The organism is Nostoc sp. DSM 114167, assembly GCF_052692655.1.
In genome coordinates this window covers 7,597,706-7,613,647 of the sequence record NZ_CP195116.1, presented here as the reverse complement: position 1 = coordinate 7,613,647, position 15,942 = coordinate 7,597,706, and the positions used below count along the sequence as shown (strand labels likewise).

The following is a 15,942-nucleotide window of genomic DNA, read 5'->3' as shown; positions in this document are numbered from 1 at the left end:
ACTTCTATTTAGTAATTAATAATAGTTTCAATAATTACCAGAGTACTTAATTATCCCCAGCTTAATCTTAAATAAGAATAGTAACTAAGAATTCAATTTACCGATGTCATCTGCCTATCTACTACTATCTCACGGAAGCCGCGACCCGCGCCCAGAAATTGCTATGCAGCAACTAGCTAGGCTGATATGTCACAAATTGTCAAAAAACCACAACTCAGCAAATAGCGAACATTTGGTTGGCATCGCTGCTTTAGAAATGAGTCCTCAGCCTTTACACGAGCAGATTCAACAATTTGCTAAAAGCGCTTTTGGCGATTGCCCACAGTCTCAAAATGAAAATCGCCTCAAAATTATACCGCTATTTCTACTGCCGGGAGTGCATGTGATGGCAGATATTCCTGCCGAAGTAGCACTCGCACAACAGGCTGCTGGTCAAGATATCATCATTGAGTTGGAACCATATTTAGGCTCTCACCCCAATTTAGAGAAATTGCTGGCAAAACAAATAGCTGCTATAAAAGCAGAAGCATGGATTCTCTTAGCTCATGGTAGTCGTCGCCCAGGTTCGCAAGAAACTGTGGAAGCAATGGCGGCGAGTTTGAAAGCCGTGACTGCTTATTGGGCTGGGCCTCCTAGTTTAGAATCACGAGTGAAAGAGTTGGTAGATGCTGGTTATCAGGAAATTGCAATTGTGCCATACTTTTTATTCCCTGGTGGAATAACCGATGCGATCGCCACCTCAATAGAGGAACTAAAATTACAATTTTCTGCGGTGAATTTCCAACTGGCCAAACCATTGGGAGCAAGTGCAGAATTAGCCGAGCTAATTTGGGATTTAACACAGAGATGAACCGCACAGAAAAACAGGATAACAAGTATTTAGGAAAGGTTTATTTAGTAGGTGCAGGGCCAGGAGATCCAGGACTAATTACCCTGAAGGCGAAAGGTTTATTGGAATGTGCAGATGTAGTCATCTATGATGCCTTAGTGAGTCCGGCAATTTTAGCAATGATTAATCCCCAAGCCGAGCAAATTAATGCTGGTAAACGGAGGGGAAAACATTCGCTGTTCCAGTCAGAAACAACTCAATTGCTGATTGATAAAGCGCAGGATAATGCAATTGTAGTGCGGCTAAAGGGTGGCGATCCGTTTATTTTTGGTCGCGGTGGCGAAGAGATGGAAGAATTAGTTCAAGCTGGAATATCAACGGAAGTTGTGCCGGGTATCACATCGGGGATTGCAGCAGCAGCATACTCAGGTATTCCTTTGACACATCGGCTGTATAGTTCATCAGTCACATTTGTAACTGGTCATGAAGCGGCGGGTAAGTATAGACCGCAAGTAAATTGGAGTGCGATCGCTCACGGTTCCGAAACCATTGTAATTTATATGGGAATTCACAATCTGCCTTATATTGTAGAAGAATTAATCACAGCTGGGTTGAATTTAGAAACGCCGATTGCTTTGGTACGCTGGGGTACGCGCCCAGAACAAGAAGAATTAATTGGGACATTGGAAACAATAGTCACACAGGTAGAGGAAACGGGATTTGGTGCGCCTGCGATCGCAGTTATTGGACAAGTAGTAAAGATGCACAGTATTTTATCTGGTTGTCGTCCAATTTGATGGTTGGTTTGAAAGTTGTCCAACATCAGACTAAGATTCATAGCACATTCTGTAGATGCAGGTTTGCGAACTGTCGTATTTTTTGAAATATAACAGCTTCATCACAGGGTAAATGATAGATGGAAACTCGGAATATTATTCCAAAAATTCTAGATATCACCAAATTTTATCCTGAAAATTCCTGTATATTATCGTTAGTCCGATAAGCATAGGTATTTAAAGGCAAGAGGGATATGAAACCAGCCGTAATATTTCTACCGATTCTTGTAGTTCTACCTTTCCTTTTTGCCACTATTAAAACTGCGATCGCAATCCCATATCGAAGTGGTGGAAAATTTTCTTTTTCAGGTATTGATATCGATCTTGTCACGGGTCAAACTCAGAGTATATTTATGCCTCCCAAAGATCCATCTTGTTATGGAGATCAATCAGCATCTCAACAACGCCCAAGTCAGCAAAGCTATCAGTTTCGTTTCAGTAATAACTGCTCGCGTCCGGTTCAAGTAGCTCTGGGATACAGAAATTTAAATAATAAGTGGGAGACTCGTGGTTGGTGGCAATTTGCTCCTGGCGAAAAAGATAACCTGTTTAGCAAAGGTAATCCTATTCTGTCTAATAATCGCATCTTCTATTTCTATGCCGAAACAATCGATAATGGTAATCGTTTAACTTGGCAGAGTAATACCTACATGTCTGTTAATGGTCAGAGTCTAGGTTTTAGAGAAGAACGTGATACAAAGGGCAAGAACAACGATTTTTCTGTAGACTGCAAATAGTCGTAAAATGGTCATTATTCAGCGTCAAATTACTGTTAAGATATAATACTACGGTTAGTACTCGTAAGTCTTTTGTTTGGAGGATTTGGGTATGACTTCCACATCAAATGAAAAAGCAAGGATTATCCGCACTGAACGAGGGCTGACGATCGCTGGAACACGCATCACGATTTACGATGTTATGGATCATCTCAAAGCAGGATGGGCATCCAAACTAATCCCGAACTGGCTGCCTTTGACGGAAGAACAACTTGACGCTGCACTCTTCTACATTGACACTAATCGTACTGAAGTGGAAGCAGAGTATCAAACTGTTCTACAGGAAGCCAAAGAGATGCGAGAATATTGGGAAGAAAAAAATCGCGATCGGCTAGCAGAAATTGCAAAGATGCCACCAAAACCAGGACAAGAAGAAATTTCTACTAAACTCCAAGCCTGGAAAGCAAAGCTTGGACTCACTGCATGATTGTATTGGTTGACTATAACCTGAAGGGCTACGTCGTTCTTCTACAAGGAACCTTAGCTGCTGAGGGTTGGCTCGATCTTTTGTCGATTCGCTTTGTAATGTTAGAAGAGGCTGGATTAGCTGTTGATAGCAACGATCGAGTCATCTGGCAGTTCGCGCAAGCTAACCAAATGCTTCTGTTAACCGCAAATCGAAATGCAAAAGGCAAGGATTCACTGGAGCAGACAATTCGTGAAGAGGGTACACCTACATCGTTGCCTGTGATCACAATTGGAAGTCTTGAGCGACTCATCGAACGAGAGTATCGAGAGCAATGTAGTGCCCGTCTTGCTGATATTATGCTGTACATTGAAAACTACTTGGGCGTGAGTCGGCTTTTCATTCCTTAAAGGCTATTGGTCAATTTCAATACAGTTCAAGTAGAGGAAACTGGATTTGGTGCGCCTGCGGTCGCAGTTATTGGACAAGTAGTAAATATGCACAGTATTTTATCTGTTTGTCGTCCAGTTTAATTGTAGTTGGTAGCGAAGTGATGCCTACGGCTGGCTGCGCCTACGCAATACATTCAGCAGGCTGCGATCACCATTTACTATCGCAGTGACAAGATTGTGATATCAGACTTGTCTGTAATAGATTAATTTCAGCAATAAACTCTATACAGGCTGGACTAATACTCAGTAGCCCCCATAGAGAAAGGGCAGTATATAAGGTAATCATTTTAAATCAACCTCTATGATTTTCTTGGCGTTGAAGCAACGCTGGTTTTAGCCTTGAATCTTGGGAAACCAGCGTTTTGCCGCTGGCTACTTGACTTGATTAATTTTTGCCGAGTAGAAATGCCATTTACGCTGCTCTGGAGTTGAGCCAGGAACATTATTGACTCGTCGCAGCACATAGCTGCCGCGAAATCGCTGTGGAGTTCCATTGGTGGTAACAGTAGTAATAGTAACCGGAATCTCAATGTAGATTGAGCCTGCACCTGGGTCTGGTCTACCAGGTTTTCCAATCTCTACAGCAACGGATGTGGTGTTGGCAAAACCCTGCTTGAACTGCTCAAACGATTGCTTGCTAGCAGCTCCATTTCCATCCCAAGCTGAGTAAGCTTGTTTATAGTCTTGACGGGCGATCGCACTGTAATAGTCACGAATGACTTGAACTGCTCGCTGCTCAGAGCTTTGTGTAGGAGAGGCTGGTGCTGGGGTTGGACTAGACGCAATCAGATTTGCAACCGATGGAGTATTCCCAGCAGGTGGTTGTGATTTCACAGAGTTATTACAGCCTGCGATCGCGATCGCAAATAGCATTGCTCCAACAAGCATACGGTGCTGTTTTAACCAGAGATATAAAGAAAAGTTCATTATTGACAAAGATACTTCCTTGGGATTCCACATACTGGAAATGCAATCGATACAATCATTGACAATTTTAGCTAAATATGCGGTTTTAACTAAAAATATCTCTGGCTAAAGGTTTCAGCATACTTGCAGTTAGTGTAGTTTCGCTGATTGCTGAGGATTTATGTTTGTAGTTGTCTACACCTGTGGCAGTTAGGCGCTGAATCCTCCATCAATCATTAGGTTTGCACCAGTGATGTAAGCTGCCTCAGACCCAGCCAGATAAGCGACCATCCCTGCAACCTCCTCAACAGTGCCGTAGCGGGGCAGTGCTAGCTGCTTTTTGAGCATCTCGGCAAACTCGCCCTCTGGGGGATTCATATCGGTAGCGATCGGCCCGGGCTGGACGTTATTGATTGTAATTCCGCGCGGGCCGAGGTCACGCGCCAACCCTTGCACAAGACCTTGTAGAGCAGATTTGCTCATGGCATAAACAGAGGCGCCAGCAAATGGCACACGTTCGGCGTTGGTGCTGCCAATGTTAATTATGCGTCCGCCTTCTTGCATATACTTGACTACGGCTTGAGCCGCCACAAATACGGCACGCACATTAATGGCAAAGGTGCGATCAAAGTCCGCAAGTGTGAAATCATCGATCGGGGACATCATCGCTACACCTGCATTATTGACGAGGATATCAATGCTGCCAAATTTGTCCGCTGTCTGTTCAACAGCAGCCACCACCTCACTGGCTTCAGCGCTGTCGGCTTGGATGGCCAAGGCCTGAACGCCGAGCGCCTGGACTGCCTCGGCGATTTCCTTAGCGCGATCGGGCGAACTGGTATAGGTGAAAGCGACATCAGCACCTTCAGTTGCTAAACGCTTAACTATGGCGGCCCCGATACCGCGACTGCCTCCGGTGACGAGTGCGCGTTTATTTTTGAGTGTGTAGTTCATATTCGATACCGTCGATTATAAATTGGATAAAATGCCTAGCGTCTAATGGGTAAAAGCTGCAAATTCTGCCTTCAAAAGGGTGTGGGGTGCGGGGTGTGGGGTGTAAGGAACCCACGCTTAAAAAACTTGGGATTGAAGCAAGGACTCATTGCTTTTCCGGGCTACGCCAATCAAAGGAATTCTTTTTTTTACGCTCGCTTAAACCCAGCAACTTCAGTTTTTCTCCCTTCCCCACACCCTACCCCCTACACCCCACATCCTGTTCTTTGTAACAACCTAATCTACTCGTCGTGAAAGTCACAATTAATCGGAATATATTTGTACATTGTTGTTTTTTTCGTAGTTGAGCACTTTAGGAATGTCAAGCTGTAAAATGTTACCCAACAGTACCCTCAGAGAAATTATAGGATGTATGAGGCTTTTGGGGGAAGTTGTCAAGTTTGTCACCTTCAAAAATGCGATCGCCACTATTGGATCTCGTCGAGCAGCAACGTGCAACTTACTTATATACCAGTTGAGAAAGCGTACCTTGAAGCTGCGCGTCCCTTCCACTTGGGGAATACGCAGGTCGCCACCTACAGCAATACTCCAAGCGGTGTCTACTACCTTACTTGCCTCCTTGAAAAAACGCGCCCGCAGATTTTGACTACCTTTAGCAAGGCAATTTTGCAAAGCCAGGGACTCAAGAGCAGAAACCGTCATGCCTTGACCGTAGACTGGGTTAAAGCTGCAAATGGCATCACCAAAAACCAAGTAATTTCCGGGAAAACGCGCCATTCTTTCATAATGGCGACGCTGGCTAGTCGGAACCTTGTAAGACACTATTTCTGAGAGGGGTTCAGCATCTTTGATGACTTCGTAGAATTCGCGAGCAGGCATGGCCTTAGCGAATTCCAGGAAGCCTTTTTCGTCAGTGGGTGCGCGATCGCCCAGATAGCCAGCAATGCTAACGATCCAGCGATCGTTTTCATAGTTTGTTCCTCTAGTTCTTCTAGGTCGCAAAGGTGCTGATAATTTATTTGTCTGCAAAACAAAAGTCAGGAGCTTGTCTCTTTAATTACGAATTAGTAATTATTAAGTCTTGGGTTGGGCGAAGACACCCACCTTCAACGATTCAGGAATATTGTTCTCAACTTTGAACTCTCCCCAAACCAAGCCGTGACCTTTAGGATGATCCTTTCGCAGGTCTGGGCCTTTCTCGGCTTGAACTTTGAGATCGATGTCCACGATGGTATTGGTAGCTGCTTCTTGGGCAGCAGTGTCCAAGATGGTATCAGTAGCCGTTTCTTGGGTAGCAGTGGATAGATTAGATTGGCTCATGGTTCTTTCTCCTTATTGATTGTGAGTGTTTCAAGACTGAGAAAATGAGGGTTACCAAACAAAGTAAAAGTTAAAAGGCAAAAGAAAGAAAAAAATGCAAAGTGTTGCGATTTATGGGAATGATGATAGTTAGTAACTCATAAGGCCTCCTCTGGTTGCTGGATTGTTTTCAATGCCCGTATACCAATCCAACATCCCAATCCATCTACTATTAATATGAGGATGGCTGTGATTTGGAAAAGCAGACCCCAACCTTGCCAAGAAACTTGAGAAAGATGATCGGGGCTAATTACGATCAAATGATTGTAAATTCCAAAGAGGAGCGATCCTGCTATTGAAAAGAGCAATAGCCAGCTACCAAGGCGATAGAACTGTGTCCAAAGTAAAACGGCTGCAATGATGGGAGTCAGAAAAATTACAATAACCACGAACGAACTCTGAAGCAAAGATAAGCCAACAGGGATTTCGATATGTGCTAAACCATGCATTCCGTTGGCGATCGCATGGACGATCGCCAACGCTGTTCCATATTGAGCAACCTTCATCTTTATTCCTCCTGAGTAGAAAACTTCAACAGACATCATTCATTGATGGCAGTGCGATCGCAGACCGTAAATATGCAATGCTGATTAAGTTAACTGGATTTACGGCGACGGAAAATTATCGATAAGTCTATTAGATTAACTTGTTTTGCTGTGAGTTAGCTTGCACTGACCACGGGTGCGTCAACCATCCATTCCAAAGGTCGCGGCTGAAAATTTAATTCGCGTTTTGCCTTGGCATTCGATGCGCCTCGCATCTGAGTACCGTAGTAGACGGCATCTGCACCACCGATTTGTAGAGCATCTGCAACCGATATCTGCGGAGGCGATGGAGCATTGAGCCAACGAGCAAAGGCAGGGAGCCACTCGCGCACCTCTAAAGGGCGATCGTTGGTAATCAGGTAAATACCAGGATTGCCTCGCTCTGCTGCTGCAACTGTAGCGATCGCTGCATCTTCAACGTGTAACCACGACCATACACCTTCGCCATTGCCGACGATCGGGAATTGTTGCTGCCGTACTTGTTGAGCAACGTCGCCATCGGCAGCAAACCAAGTGCCAGGCCCGTAGAAGAAGCCATAGCGTAAGGCAATCCCTTCTAGATTGGGTGTTTCGAGTAAGCGACGTTCGATTTCAGTCACCGTGCGAGCATCTGCTGCAACTGCCGGCGAAGCATCCAAAGATAGCGGTGTCTCTTCATCTGCCAATCCGCTACCGGGAACTCCCCAGAATGCGATCGACTGTCTCAAGTAACGACGCACGCCAGCTGCTTGTGCTGCTGCCAGTACATTAGCACCCCCTTCTTGACGAAGACGCTGGTTGAGTGGTGCTGCTGCACTCATTGACTCGCCAGTGTAAGTTTTGGGTAGAGCGGTAAGTTGTTCGATAACTACTTCCGGTTGAGCGCGAACGATCGCAGCTTTGACGGCATCGGCATCGAATACATCTGCGATCGCAGGTTCTACACTTTGTTCTACTAAAGCCTTGGCTCTTTCTGAAGAACGGGTCAACGCAACTACATCATGTCCTTGCCCCAACAATTGGGCGATTAGCGGACGACCGATCGCTCCCGTTGCCCCAGCAACAAAAATTTTCATTTATGACCTCCTGTTGAATGGCATACTTTTGCGTCCTTTAGACACTATAGGATTTGTTGTTCAAGCATAGCTAGAGGCAAGGCAGCAAGATGAGCCAGTGGTATCTAAATCTGTGGGTAATGGTAGGCAGTACTTTGTGGATACTGGGTTGTATTCAACCGATCGCAGCTCAAGTGATTCCCGATAACACGCTACCTGCCCTAGAGCGATCGCCAGAGGTTTACAACTGGCGATTTTTAACAGCTGTGATGGACTAGGATTAGTACGACAATTAGCATCGCTGCACATTCCCCAAATGATTGTGATGCGGGAAGTAGTACCAGATCGGGTTGCTCAAGAATTTTTGAAGCACTTTCTAGAAGCTTTGGCGAATGGAGAATCTTGCCAATAGTTACCGTTACTGAGGCTGATGTGCGATCGCAACCTGCTAACCAAAGAGGTGGAGCTTCATTATCAGACCGCGCCCTAGCTCAAATTGTAGAAAAATTAGAGCAGTTCCAACCGCAAGTTATTGGCTTAGATATCTATCGGGAGAATCACGTAGAACCAGAGTATAAGAAGTTGTCTAAATTCATGCAAAAGAGCGATCGCTTTTTTGCTATATGCAAAGTTAGTGAGGAAAACAAAAACAGTGGGGACATAAATATTATTCATTCTGACTTGCATTCAGCAATGGAATACGAGATGCTAAAAATAGCACCTCGCAAACCGTAGCGGTTGATGGCAAGAGAGCGCTAATTTCGATTAAACAACCACAAAATTCTTTTCGGTTAGTGACAGTCCAGCAGATAGTTGTGCAAATTTTATCTGACTAAACCCAGCCGCACTACCATCTTGGTCAAAGTACAGTCCACCTGTAATAAAGTCATAGATAAATCGTTGATTGCTTGTCGTTGCAGATGTTCCCAGGGTAAACTGATTAGCTGAAAGTGAACCTTTTGATAACCCGCCAGCAAAAGAAAAAGCTGATATTTGAATCAAGTCATTAGTGGCGTTGAAGTCATAAAGATCGTCAACACCTTCATTATAATTATAGAAAACAAAGGTATCAGTACCATTCCCTCCAATTAAGCTGTCATTACCCTTTCCACCTGTCAGAGTATCATTGCCATTGCTTCCCACAATCAAGTCATTGTAATCTGTACCGAAGATATTTAGTCTTTCGACATTGTTGTAATTAACTAGATACGTATCTGCCCTAACCGATCCAGTGTTAGTACTAGCATTAAAAGTCGAAGTAATCCCTTTTGTAGCATCAGAGCAATACATGGATAACAAATCGTTACCATTACCCCCATTTACTGTTTGAGTCGCTAAATCAGAGGGGATATCATCTGAGGATGTGATGCCTAAATTGAAGGAATCATTGCCATCACCCCCAGAAAGCAGGTTATTACCTTTTGCATTGGTAGCACCCAAAGTATCGTCACCTACACCTCCAAGTAGTGTGTTATTACCTGTGGAGCGATAGTCAGAGGAGGCGTTAAAGATGGAGGAGTAACTGTAGTCGCCAGAGATGTTAAGAGAATCATTGCCATCGCCTCCAGAAAGCAGATTATCGCCTGTTGAACCGCTACCATCCAAGGTATCGTTACCTGTACCTCCAAGTAGTGTGTTATTACCTGTGGAGCGAGAGTCGGAGGAGTCCCTATATTTGTTGTAGTTGCCAGAGATGTTAAGAGAATCATTGCCATCACCCCCAGAAAGCAGGTTATTACCTTTTGTATTGGTAGCATCCAAGGTATCGTCACCAGCATCACCGTTAAGGGTGTTATTAACTATCGAAAGAGTAGGGTCGCTGCCAGAGATGTTAAGAGAATCATTGCCATCGCCCCCAGAGAGCAGATTATTGCCTGTTGAACCGCTACCATTCAAGGTATCGTTACCTGCACCTCCAAGTAGTGTGTTATTACCTGTGGAGCGAGAATCGGAGGAGTAGTCAAAACCGGAGGAGTAATAGTAGCCGCCAGAGATGTCAAGAGAATCATTGCCATCACCCCCAGAGAGCAGATTATTGCCTGTTGAACCGCTACCATTCAAGGTATCGTTACCTGCACCTCCAAGTAGTGTGTTATTACCTGTGGAGCGAGAATCGGAGGAGTCGCTACTAGATCTCTTCATGTAGCTGCCAGAGATGTCAAGAGAATCATTGCCATCACCCCCAGAGAGCAGATTATCGCCTGTTGAAGCGTTAGCACTCAAGCGATCGTCGCCGACACCTCCTTCTAAGATGTTATTACCTATTGAACTGTTAACATTCAATATATCGTCACCTGCATCTGCGTCAAGGATATTATTGCCTGCACCACCAATCAGAGTATCATTGCCTGCACCGCCAATCAGAGTATCATCGCCTGTACCACCTCTAATGATGTCATTACCACTCAATCCGTCGATGATGTCATTACCTCCTTGACCATTGATGACATCATTAGAGTTGTCAAAAGCCGTAATATTGTTATCGAGGTCATTCAAAAAAGTAACAGTGTTCTTATTGAACAGGTTAGCTTGAGTGGAATTTGCATCAAACACATCAAAACTGTCAGTGACAGTAGTTTGTCCATAAAAGAGGATATTGCCAATAGCAGGTCGTGAAGAAGTTGCTGGCAAATTATCCAAGTTTTCTAATTTGAAGTTTTGCAGAATGACTTTGCTATAAGTGATATTTTCAAAAGTGATTTCTAAGTTGTTGCCATTTTGAGTTAATTGCAGATTTTGAGGAGTGAATCCAGAACTTGTAAATTGCAAGGTGTCTAAGGAGGCAATTACCTTTGCTGAGGGATTTGAGCCTTTACCCACACCAGCGAAATCGGTAATAGTATCAGTATTTTTGTTGTAAACCAATTCAGCGTTGTAAACAAATTCATCATTACCAGCGCCACCAGTTAAAGTATCATTACCACTGCCCCCGGAGAGGGTATCGTTGCCACTGTTGCCCACAATTCGGTCATTGTAGTCTGTACCTAAGATATTTAATCGTTCGATATTCTTGTAATTAACCTGATTCGTACCCGACCTAATTAAGCCAGTGTTAGTAGTGACGTTGTAAGTTGTTGCGATCGCCGCACTACCGTTGTAATTGACGGACAGTACATCGTCACCCTCACCCCCATCTATGGTATCATTACCACCATTGCCCGTAGAGAGAGTATCGTTGCCACTGTTCCCCACAATGTTGTCATTGTATTCTGTACCTGAGATATTTAATCGTTCGATATTCTTGTAACTAACCTGATTCGTATTTGCTTTAATTAAACCAATGTTAGTAGTAGGATTGAATGTCGTTGTAATTCCCTCTGTAACATTATTGTAATTGACGGACAGTACATCGTCACCCTCACCCCCATCTATGGTATCATTGCCACTATTGCCCGTGGAGAGGGTATCGTTGCCACTGTTCCCTACAATGTTGTCATTGTATTCTGTACCTGAGATATTTAATCGTTCGATATTCTTATAATTAACCTGATTCGTACCCGACCTAATTGAGCCAGTGTTAGTAGTAGGATTGAATGTCGTTGTAATCCCTGCTGTAGCAGCGCTGTAATAACTGTAATCAACGGACAACAAATCGTCACCCTGACCCCCATCTACCGTTTGATTCTCTAAATTTAGATAGAAAGAATCATTGCCATCGTCCCCAAAGAGGAAGTTATTTCCTGTTGAATCCTCAGCCCTCAAAGTATCGTCACCAGCACCACCGTTGAGAGTATTATTGCCTGAAGACAAGTCTATAAAACCGTAGAAAGTGGGAATACCAGAGATATCAAGATCGTCATTGCCATCGCCACCAGATAGCAGGTTATTGCCGGATGAAGCCTCAGCCATCAAGTAATCGTTACCAGCGCCACCATTGAGGGTGTTATTGCCTGATGAGATAAAATTAGGAGCAGCTCTATAAGTAAAAACACCAGAGGTGGAGAGAGTATCATTGCCATCGCCACCAAATAGCAGGTTATTGCCTTTTGGAGATTCAGCATCCAAGTAATCGTCACCAGCGCCACCGTTGAGGGTGTTATTACCTGATGAGGCTGTATAATTATAAGGGTTTTGAGAAACGTAAGAGGTGGAGAGATTATCATTGCCATCGCCACCAAATAGCAGGTTATTACCGGATGTTGCCCCTGCATTCAAGTAATCATCATCAGTGCCACCGTTGAGGATGTTATTGCCTGTTGAATATTTAACATCTAAGATATCATTGCCCACACCACCAATCAAAGTATTATTACCTGCGCCACCCCGCAGAAAATCATTGCCACTTTTGCCGTCGATTTTGTCATCACCCCCCTGACCATTGATGACATCATCTGAGTTGTCAAAGCCGCTAACATTATTGTTCAGGTCGTTAAGGAAGGTGATTGTATTCTTATTGAAGATAGTACTTTGAGTGGAGTTGGCATTGAAGACATCAAAGCTGTCAGTAATGGTAGTTTGCCCATCAAATATGATATTGCCCAAGTCTACAGTGGCTCCTGTAGATAAGCTTAGGTTATCCAGGTTTTCTAAAGCAAAGTTTTGCAGGATGAGTTTGGGGCTATAGTCCGCCGCGTCAAAGGTAATTTCTAGATTGCTGCCATTCTGGGTCAGTATTAAATTTCGAGCAGTAAAGCCGTCGCTCCCAGCGAAATTTAGAGTGTCTACTTCGGCAATGACTGCTGCTGAGGGGTTTACACCTTTACCTACTCCACCAAAATCGGTGATAGTATAATTACTATCATAGTTGTAAATATCGTTACCACCTCCACCAGTCAAGGTGTTGTCATAGCCATTGCCGTATAGGGTATCGTTACCGTTGGTTCCAATGATATTTGCCATAACTTTTACCTACCTCAATCGATTTTTTTAGTAATTTCAGTTTTGAAAGGAGCTGTTAGTGGGACTTAAACAAAAAGTAGCCAAAAAAGAGCCGAAATGCTATATGCGGATGTGTATTTTCTTTGCTTTGCATAGGTTTCAAGCTTGTTTCTGCCTCAAAAATGTTCTACCAACAGCTAGTCTCCTAAGTTGGCGAGGCTGTTGGGATTGCTGACAGTGAGCCTTACTGGAACGCATATTTGAACCAGTGGCAGGTTTGGGTTAACTTTGGGAGCGGGTGTCGTCACTCCTGTTTTGAACCAAGGAACTTTAAAACTTGAGTATTTCCCAATTATAATTGTCCGGAAAAGGTTCTATTTCCCAGACTATGCTTTCTCCTGCTTCTAAGGCAACTTCTACGTAGAGTTGTTCTACAGCCGTTGCAGCTACATCTTCATTATTGGGAAAAGGCTGTAAATCTTCGGTAAGTAATCGGAGTTTAAAACCACCGGGAATAGCTGCACCGATCGCAGCATTACGTAATTCAAAACGCCAAATAGTTGCATCTGGCTCGCCTTGTGGTATAATTAAAAGTTCGTAAATTTGACCTGCGATCGCCAACCGACGAGAGAGAATAGTACTTAGTTGTGTGCCTTCCCCACCCCGCGCCCCAGCAGCACTTAGTTGTAAATCAAAGCTTCCCCAACCAACAGCCTCAGCAACTTGGGAAACACCGCTTTGCAACCATTGGATAACTGACCACTGTTCTGGTAATCCTAAGCGTCGTTGATATAAATTTTGTCGCCAGCCGCCATGTTGAATTAATCCACCCCACAGTTGAAAAGGGATTTCTTGGCGGGGTGTAAGTATTTCCGGGTTTCCCAGACGGGCAATTAAATTTTGGGCCTGTTGTGGCGATAAGCTCGGAATCTTTTCAATAGGCCTACGGGTGGGTTCTTCTGGGCACAATTGACGCGCTGTAGCTAAAACGCTGATGTCGTTGATTATATCAGTAGCATCCAGAGAATAAGTGCGATCGCTGGCATCATAACTGCCTTGAGTTTTCAGTTGTTCATGGCTACAATAACCCCAAACCTTAACATAGCCTTCGTCTGGTTCAACTTGCACAGCTAAATAATAATCACCTACCCAACTAGGAATATCCACCCATTCTTGAGGTACTCGCAATTCACTCAAATCAATTGCTTCACTAGGAACTAAGACTAATCTTGTTGTCTCAAGCGTGAGTGCAATTCCATTAACCAGTTCCCAGAAACTGGGTAAAGCTGTGGTAGTTGGCCAAACCTTTGTCTGTGGTGTCCAATCTTCTTGCAACCATAGCAAAATAGCACCCAGGCAAAGTTGATTAATATAAGCTTGATAGCGAGAATTAGGATTAGAAAAAGCTTGGCTGTGTAAATCTGTTTGGTTTTGGGTAGTTGTAGGGATTTCCAAAACCATATCTGTTGGGTTAGCGAAAGTAAATACAGTAGTCATAGGAGTTGGGGATTGGGGTTGAGGTTCTAAGTTCAGCTTTGCGTAAAATCGTTGCGAATTGAGGGTTGAAATTTAAACGCATAGGTTCGCAAAGGGACGTAGAGAATTCACTACGAATTAATGAAATGTTGTAAGTAGCTAGATTAACGAGGTTTTGAGGTGGATGAACGAGGTTTTAACTCCCCTTGTCCCCACTCCCCAGTTATCCACCATAGTAATTTTTCAACCATTCCTCCATTAGTATGTTTATACTCTTGAGTAGGTCTGAAGTAACGGAAATATGCAAACTATCTTTACTCCAATTAGCTAAAAAGCGTAACAAAGTTTCTTGGGCTTTTTTTAGTCGCCGCGAGACAGTATATTGCTGTATTTGTAATTGTTTGGCAATTTTGTCTTGAGTTAGTTCTTGAGCATAATAAAGTTGTAAAATCTCTTGTACTTGCGGTTCGAGTTGAGCGATCGCAGCCACTAAAACTTTGTTAATCTCAGTTTGTTGAAACTTTCTTGTTTGTTCTTCTTCTTGAGCCAGAATTTGATTAATTAGAGATTCTTGTTGTGTTCCGGGAATATTATCAAGCCACTCCCACGAATCATCGCCCCCTTTAGGGATATTGAGAGAGTCAACCCTAAAATAACGATAGCGGCGTGCGGCTTTAGCAGCAGTTAAAAGCCACTTTTCTAGGGTTTGGGAATTGACTTGCTGACTACTTTGTGAATTATAAGCTTTAGCGATCGCCTCCCAAATCTCGTTGTCTGGTTGAGGAATTTGGCGAGAAGTGCCTTTTTGCGTTGGGATATATATACTTTTAAAACAGTTCCAAGCGAGGACGTAATCGTTAATATCCTCCAGCAACAAACCTGCATTTTGTAAAGACTCCACCAAAAATTTTTTAGTAATTTTTCGTAATAATCCCCAATCGGTACAAATATCAATTTCACGATTTTGGCGTAAATTTTCCCGAATAGCACTGCTAAAGAGGGCGCTAGCGTAGTTTTTTAATATAAAGCCTCGATCTGGATTAAATCCTTTGAGGACTTTATCAACTTGAGCGATCGCAATTTGAAAACAGTCTGATAACTTGTACTGAGTACTCGCAAAACTGTTAACTGTTTTTTGGGATGCCCAATAACAGGATTCTTGCAAGTAAGCCGTTAGATGCTGTTTAGCCAGTAGCGTTGTTTCAGGAACGAGCCAAAATTTATACCAATATAAAATCCAAAAATTTTCCGAAGTTTCTTGAGGAGTGTGGTTGAGACAACTTTGGATACTGCGACGTAACTTTGATTCCGTCGCCCAACCACTGAAGCGATCGGCGTCAAATTGCACAAAAGTCGAAAAAATTTCAATGATGCTTTGCCGAGGGTGCATAAAAAAATGGAACCCAACCTATAGGAAGACTGAAGGCGTTAAAGGACGCCTACACAAACTTTACTACAAGGTGTGAGGATTATATTTCGACTTCGATGAAATATTTTATACTTAGCCAACTGGTAATCGTGTCTACTTATCAATAAATTACAAAAACAATT

Annotated in this window: 15 protein-coding genes and 2 pseudogenes; 8 read left to right on the top strand and 9 right to left on the bottom strand. The window is 43.5% G+C overall.

Annotated elements, in window-relative coordinates; all coding sequences use genetic code 11:
• Window positions 1–103: 103 nt before the first annotated feature.
• From NSTC731_RS32015 to NSTC731_RS31990, 6 genes and pseudogenes are all read left to right on the top strand, one after another.
• Window positions 104–850, top strand: a complete 747-nt coding sequence (locus tag NSTC731_RS32015) for a sirohydrochlorin chelatase (RefSeq protein WP_445628467.1) — start codon at window positions 104–106, stop codon at window positions 848–850.
• The gene (gene cobA / locus NSTC731_RS32010) at window positions 847–1,626 is read left to right on the top strand and encodes a uroporphyrinogen-III C-methyltransferase (RefSeq protein ID WP_445628466.1); all 780 of its coding nucleotides are present in this window, start codon (window positions 847–849) and stop codon (window positions 1,624–1,626) included. The genes NSTC731_RS32015 and cobA overlap by 4 nt, the downstream gene beginning before the upstream one ends.
• Before the next feature lie 233 nt (window positions 1,627–1,859).
• On the top strand, window positions 1,860–2,402 hold the full coding sequence (locus NSTC731_RS32005; protein ID WP_445628465.1) for a DUF1036 domain-containing protein: 543 nt from the start codon (window positions 1,860–1,862) through the stop codon (window positions 2,400–2,402).
• Window positions 2,403–2,493: 91 nt separating this feature from the next.
• Window positions 2,494–2,868 (top strand): DUF433 domain-containing protein, encoded by a 375-nt coding sequence (locus NSTC731_RS32000; RefSeq protein WP_445628464.1) that lies wholly within the window; start codon window positions 2,494–2,496, stop codon window positions 2,866–2,868.
• Entirely contained in the window at window positions 2,865–3,257 is a 393-nt protein-coding gene (locus tag NSTC731_RS31995; RefSeq protein ID WP_445628463.1) for an ACP S-malonyltransferase, read from the top strand. The genes NSTC731_RS32000 and NSTC731_RS31995 overlap by 4 nt, the downstream gene beginning before the upstream one ends.
• 27 nt (window positions 3,258–3,284) lie before the next feature.
• A pseudogene (locus NSTC731_RS31990) lies at window positions 3,285–3,380 on the top strand (uroporphyrinogen-III C-methyltransferase); the annotation flags it as partial.
• A gap of 291 nt (window positions 3,381–3,671) precedes the next feature.
• Here the strand turns inward: NSTC731_RS31990 and NSTC731_RS31985 are convergent.
• The 6 genes from NSTC731_RS31985 to NSTC731_RS31960 form a co-directional block, all read right to left on the bottom strand.
• Window positions 3,672–4,226: a hypothetical protein gene (locus tag NSTC731_RS31985; protein WP_445628462.1), complete on the bottom strand. Its 555-nt coding sequence runs from the start codon at window positions 4,224–4,226 to the stop codon at window positions 3,672–3,674.
• Between the two features lie 189 nt (window positions 4,227–4,415).
• On the bottom strand, window positions 4,416–5,159 hold the full coding sequence (locus NSTC731_RS31980) for an SDR family oxidoreductase (RefSeq protein ID WP_445628461.1): 744 nt from the start codon (window positions 5,157–5,159) through the stop codon (window positions 4,416–4,418).
• Window positions 5,160–5,462: 303 nt separating this feature from the next.
• Window positions 5,463–6,188: a hypothetical protein gene (locus NSTC731_RS31975; RefSeq protein ID WP_445628460.1), complete on the bottom strand. Its 726-nt coding sequence runs from the start codon at window positions 6,186–6,188 to the stop codon at window positions 5,463–5,465.
• Between the two features lie 45 nt (window positions 6,189–6,233).
• A complete protein-coding gene (locus tag NSTC731_RS31970) occupies window positions 6,234–6,479 on the bottom strand; it encodes a hypothetical protein (protein ID WP_445628459.1) in 246 nt (81 codons plus the stop codon).
• A gap of 137 nt (window positions 6,480–6,616) precedes the next feature.
• Window positions 6,617–7,024: a hypothetical protein gene (locus tag NSTC731_RS31965; protein WP_445628458.1), complete on the bottom strand. Its 408-nt coding sequence runs from the start codon at window positions 7,022–7,024 to the stop codon at window positions 6,617–6,619.
• Window positions 7,025–7,179: 155 nt separating this feature from the next.
• The gene (locus NSTC731_RS31960; protein WP_445628457.1) at window positions 7,180–8,118 is read right to left on the bottom strand and encodes an NAD-dependent epimerase/dehydratase family protein; all 939 of its coding nucleotides are present in this window, start codon (window positions 8,116–8,118) and stop codon (window positions 7,180–7,182) included.
• A gap of 89 nt (window positions 8,119–8,207) precedes the next feature.
• Between NSTC731_RS31960 and NSTC731_RS31955 the strand changes: the two genes are divergently transcribed.
• On the top strand, window positions 8,208–8,375 hold the full coding sequence (locus tag NSTC731_RS31955; protein WP_445628456.1) for a hypothetical protein: 168 nt from the start codon (window positions 8,208–8,210) through the stop codon (window positions 8,373–8,375).
• A pseudogene (locus NSTC731_RS31950) lies at window positions 8,321–8,727 on the top strand (CHASE2 domain-containing protein); the annotation flags it as partial. The gene NSTC731_RS31955 and the pseudogene NSTC731_RS31950, both read left to right, overlap by 55 nt.
• 135 nt (window positions 8,728–8,862) lie before the next feature.
• Here the strand turns inward: NSTC731_RS31950 and NSTC731_RS31945 are convergent.
• From NSTC731_RS31945 to NSTC731_RS31935, 3 genes are all read right to left on the bottom strand, one after another.
• The gene (locus NSTC731_RS31945) at window positions 8,863–12,936 is read right to left on the bottom strand and encodes a beta strand repeat-containing protein (RefSeq protein WP_445628455.1); all 4,074 of its coding nucleotides are present in this window, start codon (window positions 12,934–12,936) and stop codon (window positions 8,863–8,865) included.
• Window positions 12,937–13,245: 309 nt separating this feature from the next.
• Window positions 13,246–14,412 carry a DUF1822 family protein gene (locus NSTC731_RS31940; protein ID WP_445628454.1) on the bottom strand — a complete coding sequence of 389 codons (1,167 nt, stop codon included), beginning with the start codon at window positions 14,410–14,412 and terminating at the stop codon, window positions 13,246–13,248.
• 202 nt (window positions 14,413–14,614) lie between these two features.
• Window positions 14,615–15,781 carry a sigma-70 family RNA polymerase sigma factor gene (locus tag NSTC731_RS31935; RefSeq protein WP_445628453.1) on the bottom strand — a complete coding sequence of 389 codons (1,167 nt, stop codon included), beginning with the start codon at window positions 15,779–15,781 and terminating at the stop codon, window positions 14,615–14,617.
• Window positions 15,782–15,942: the final 161 nt, after the last annotated feature.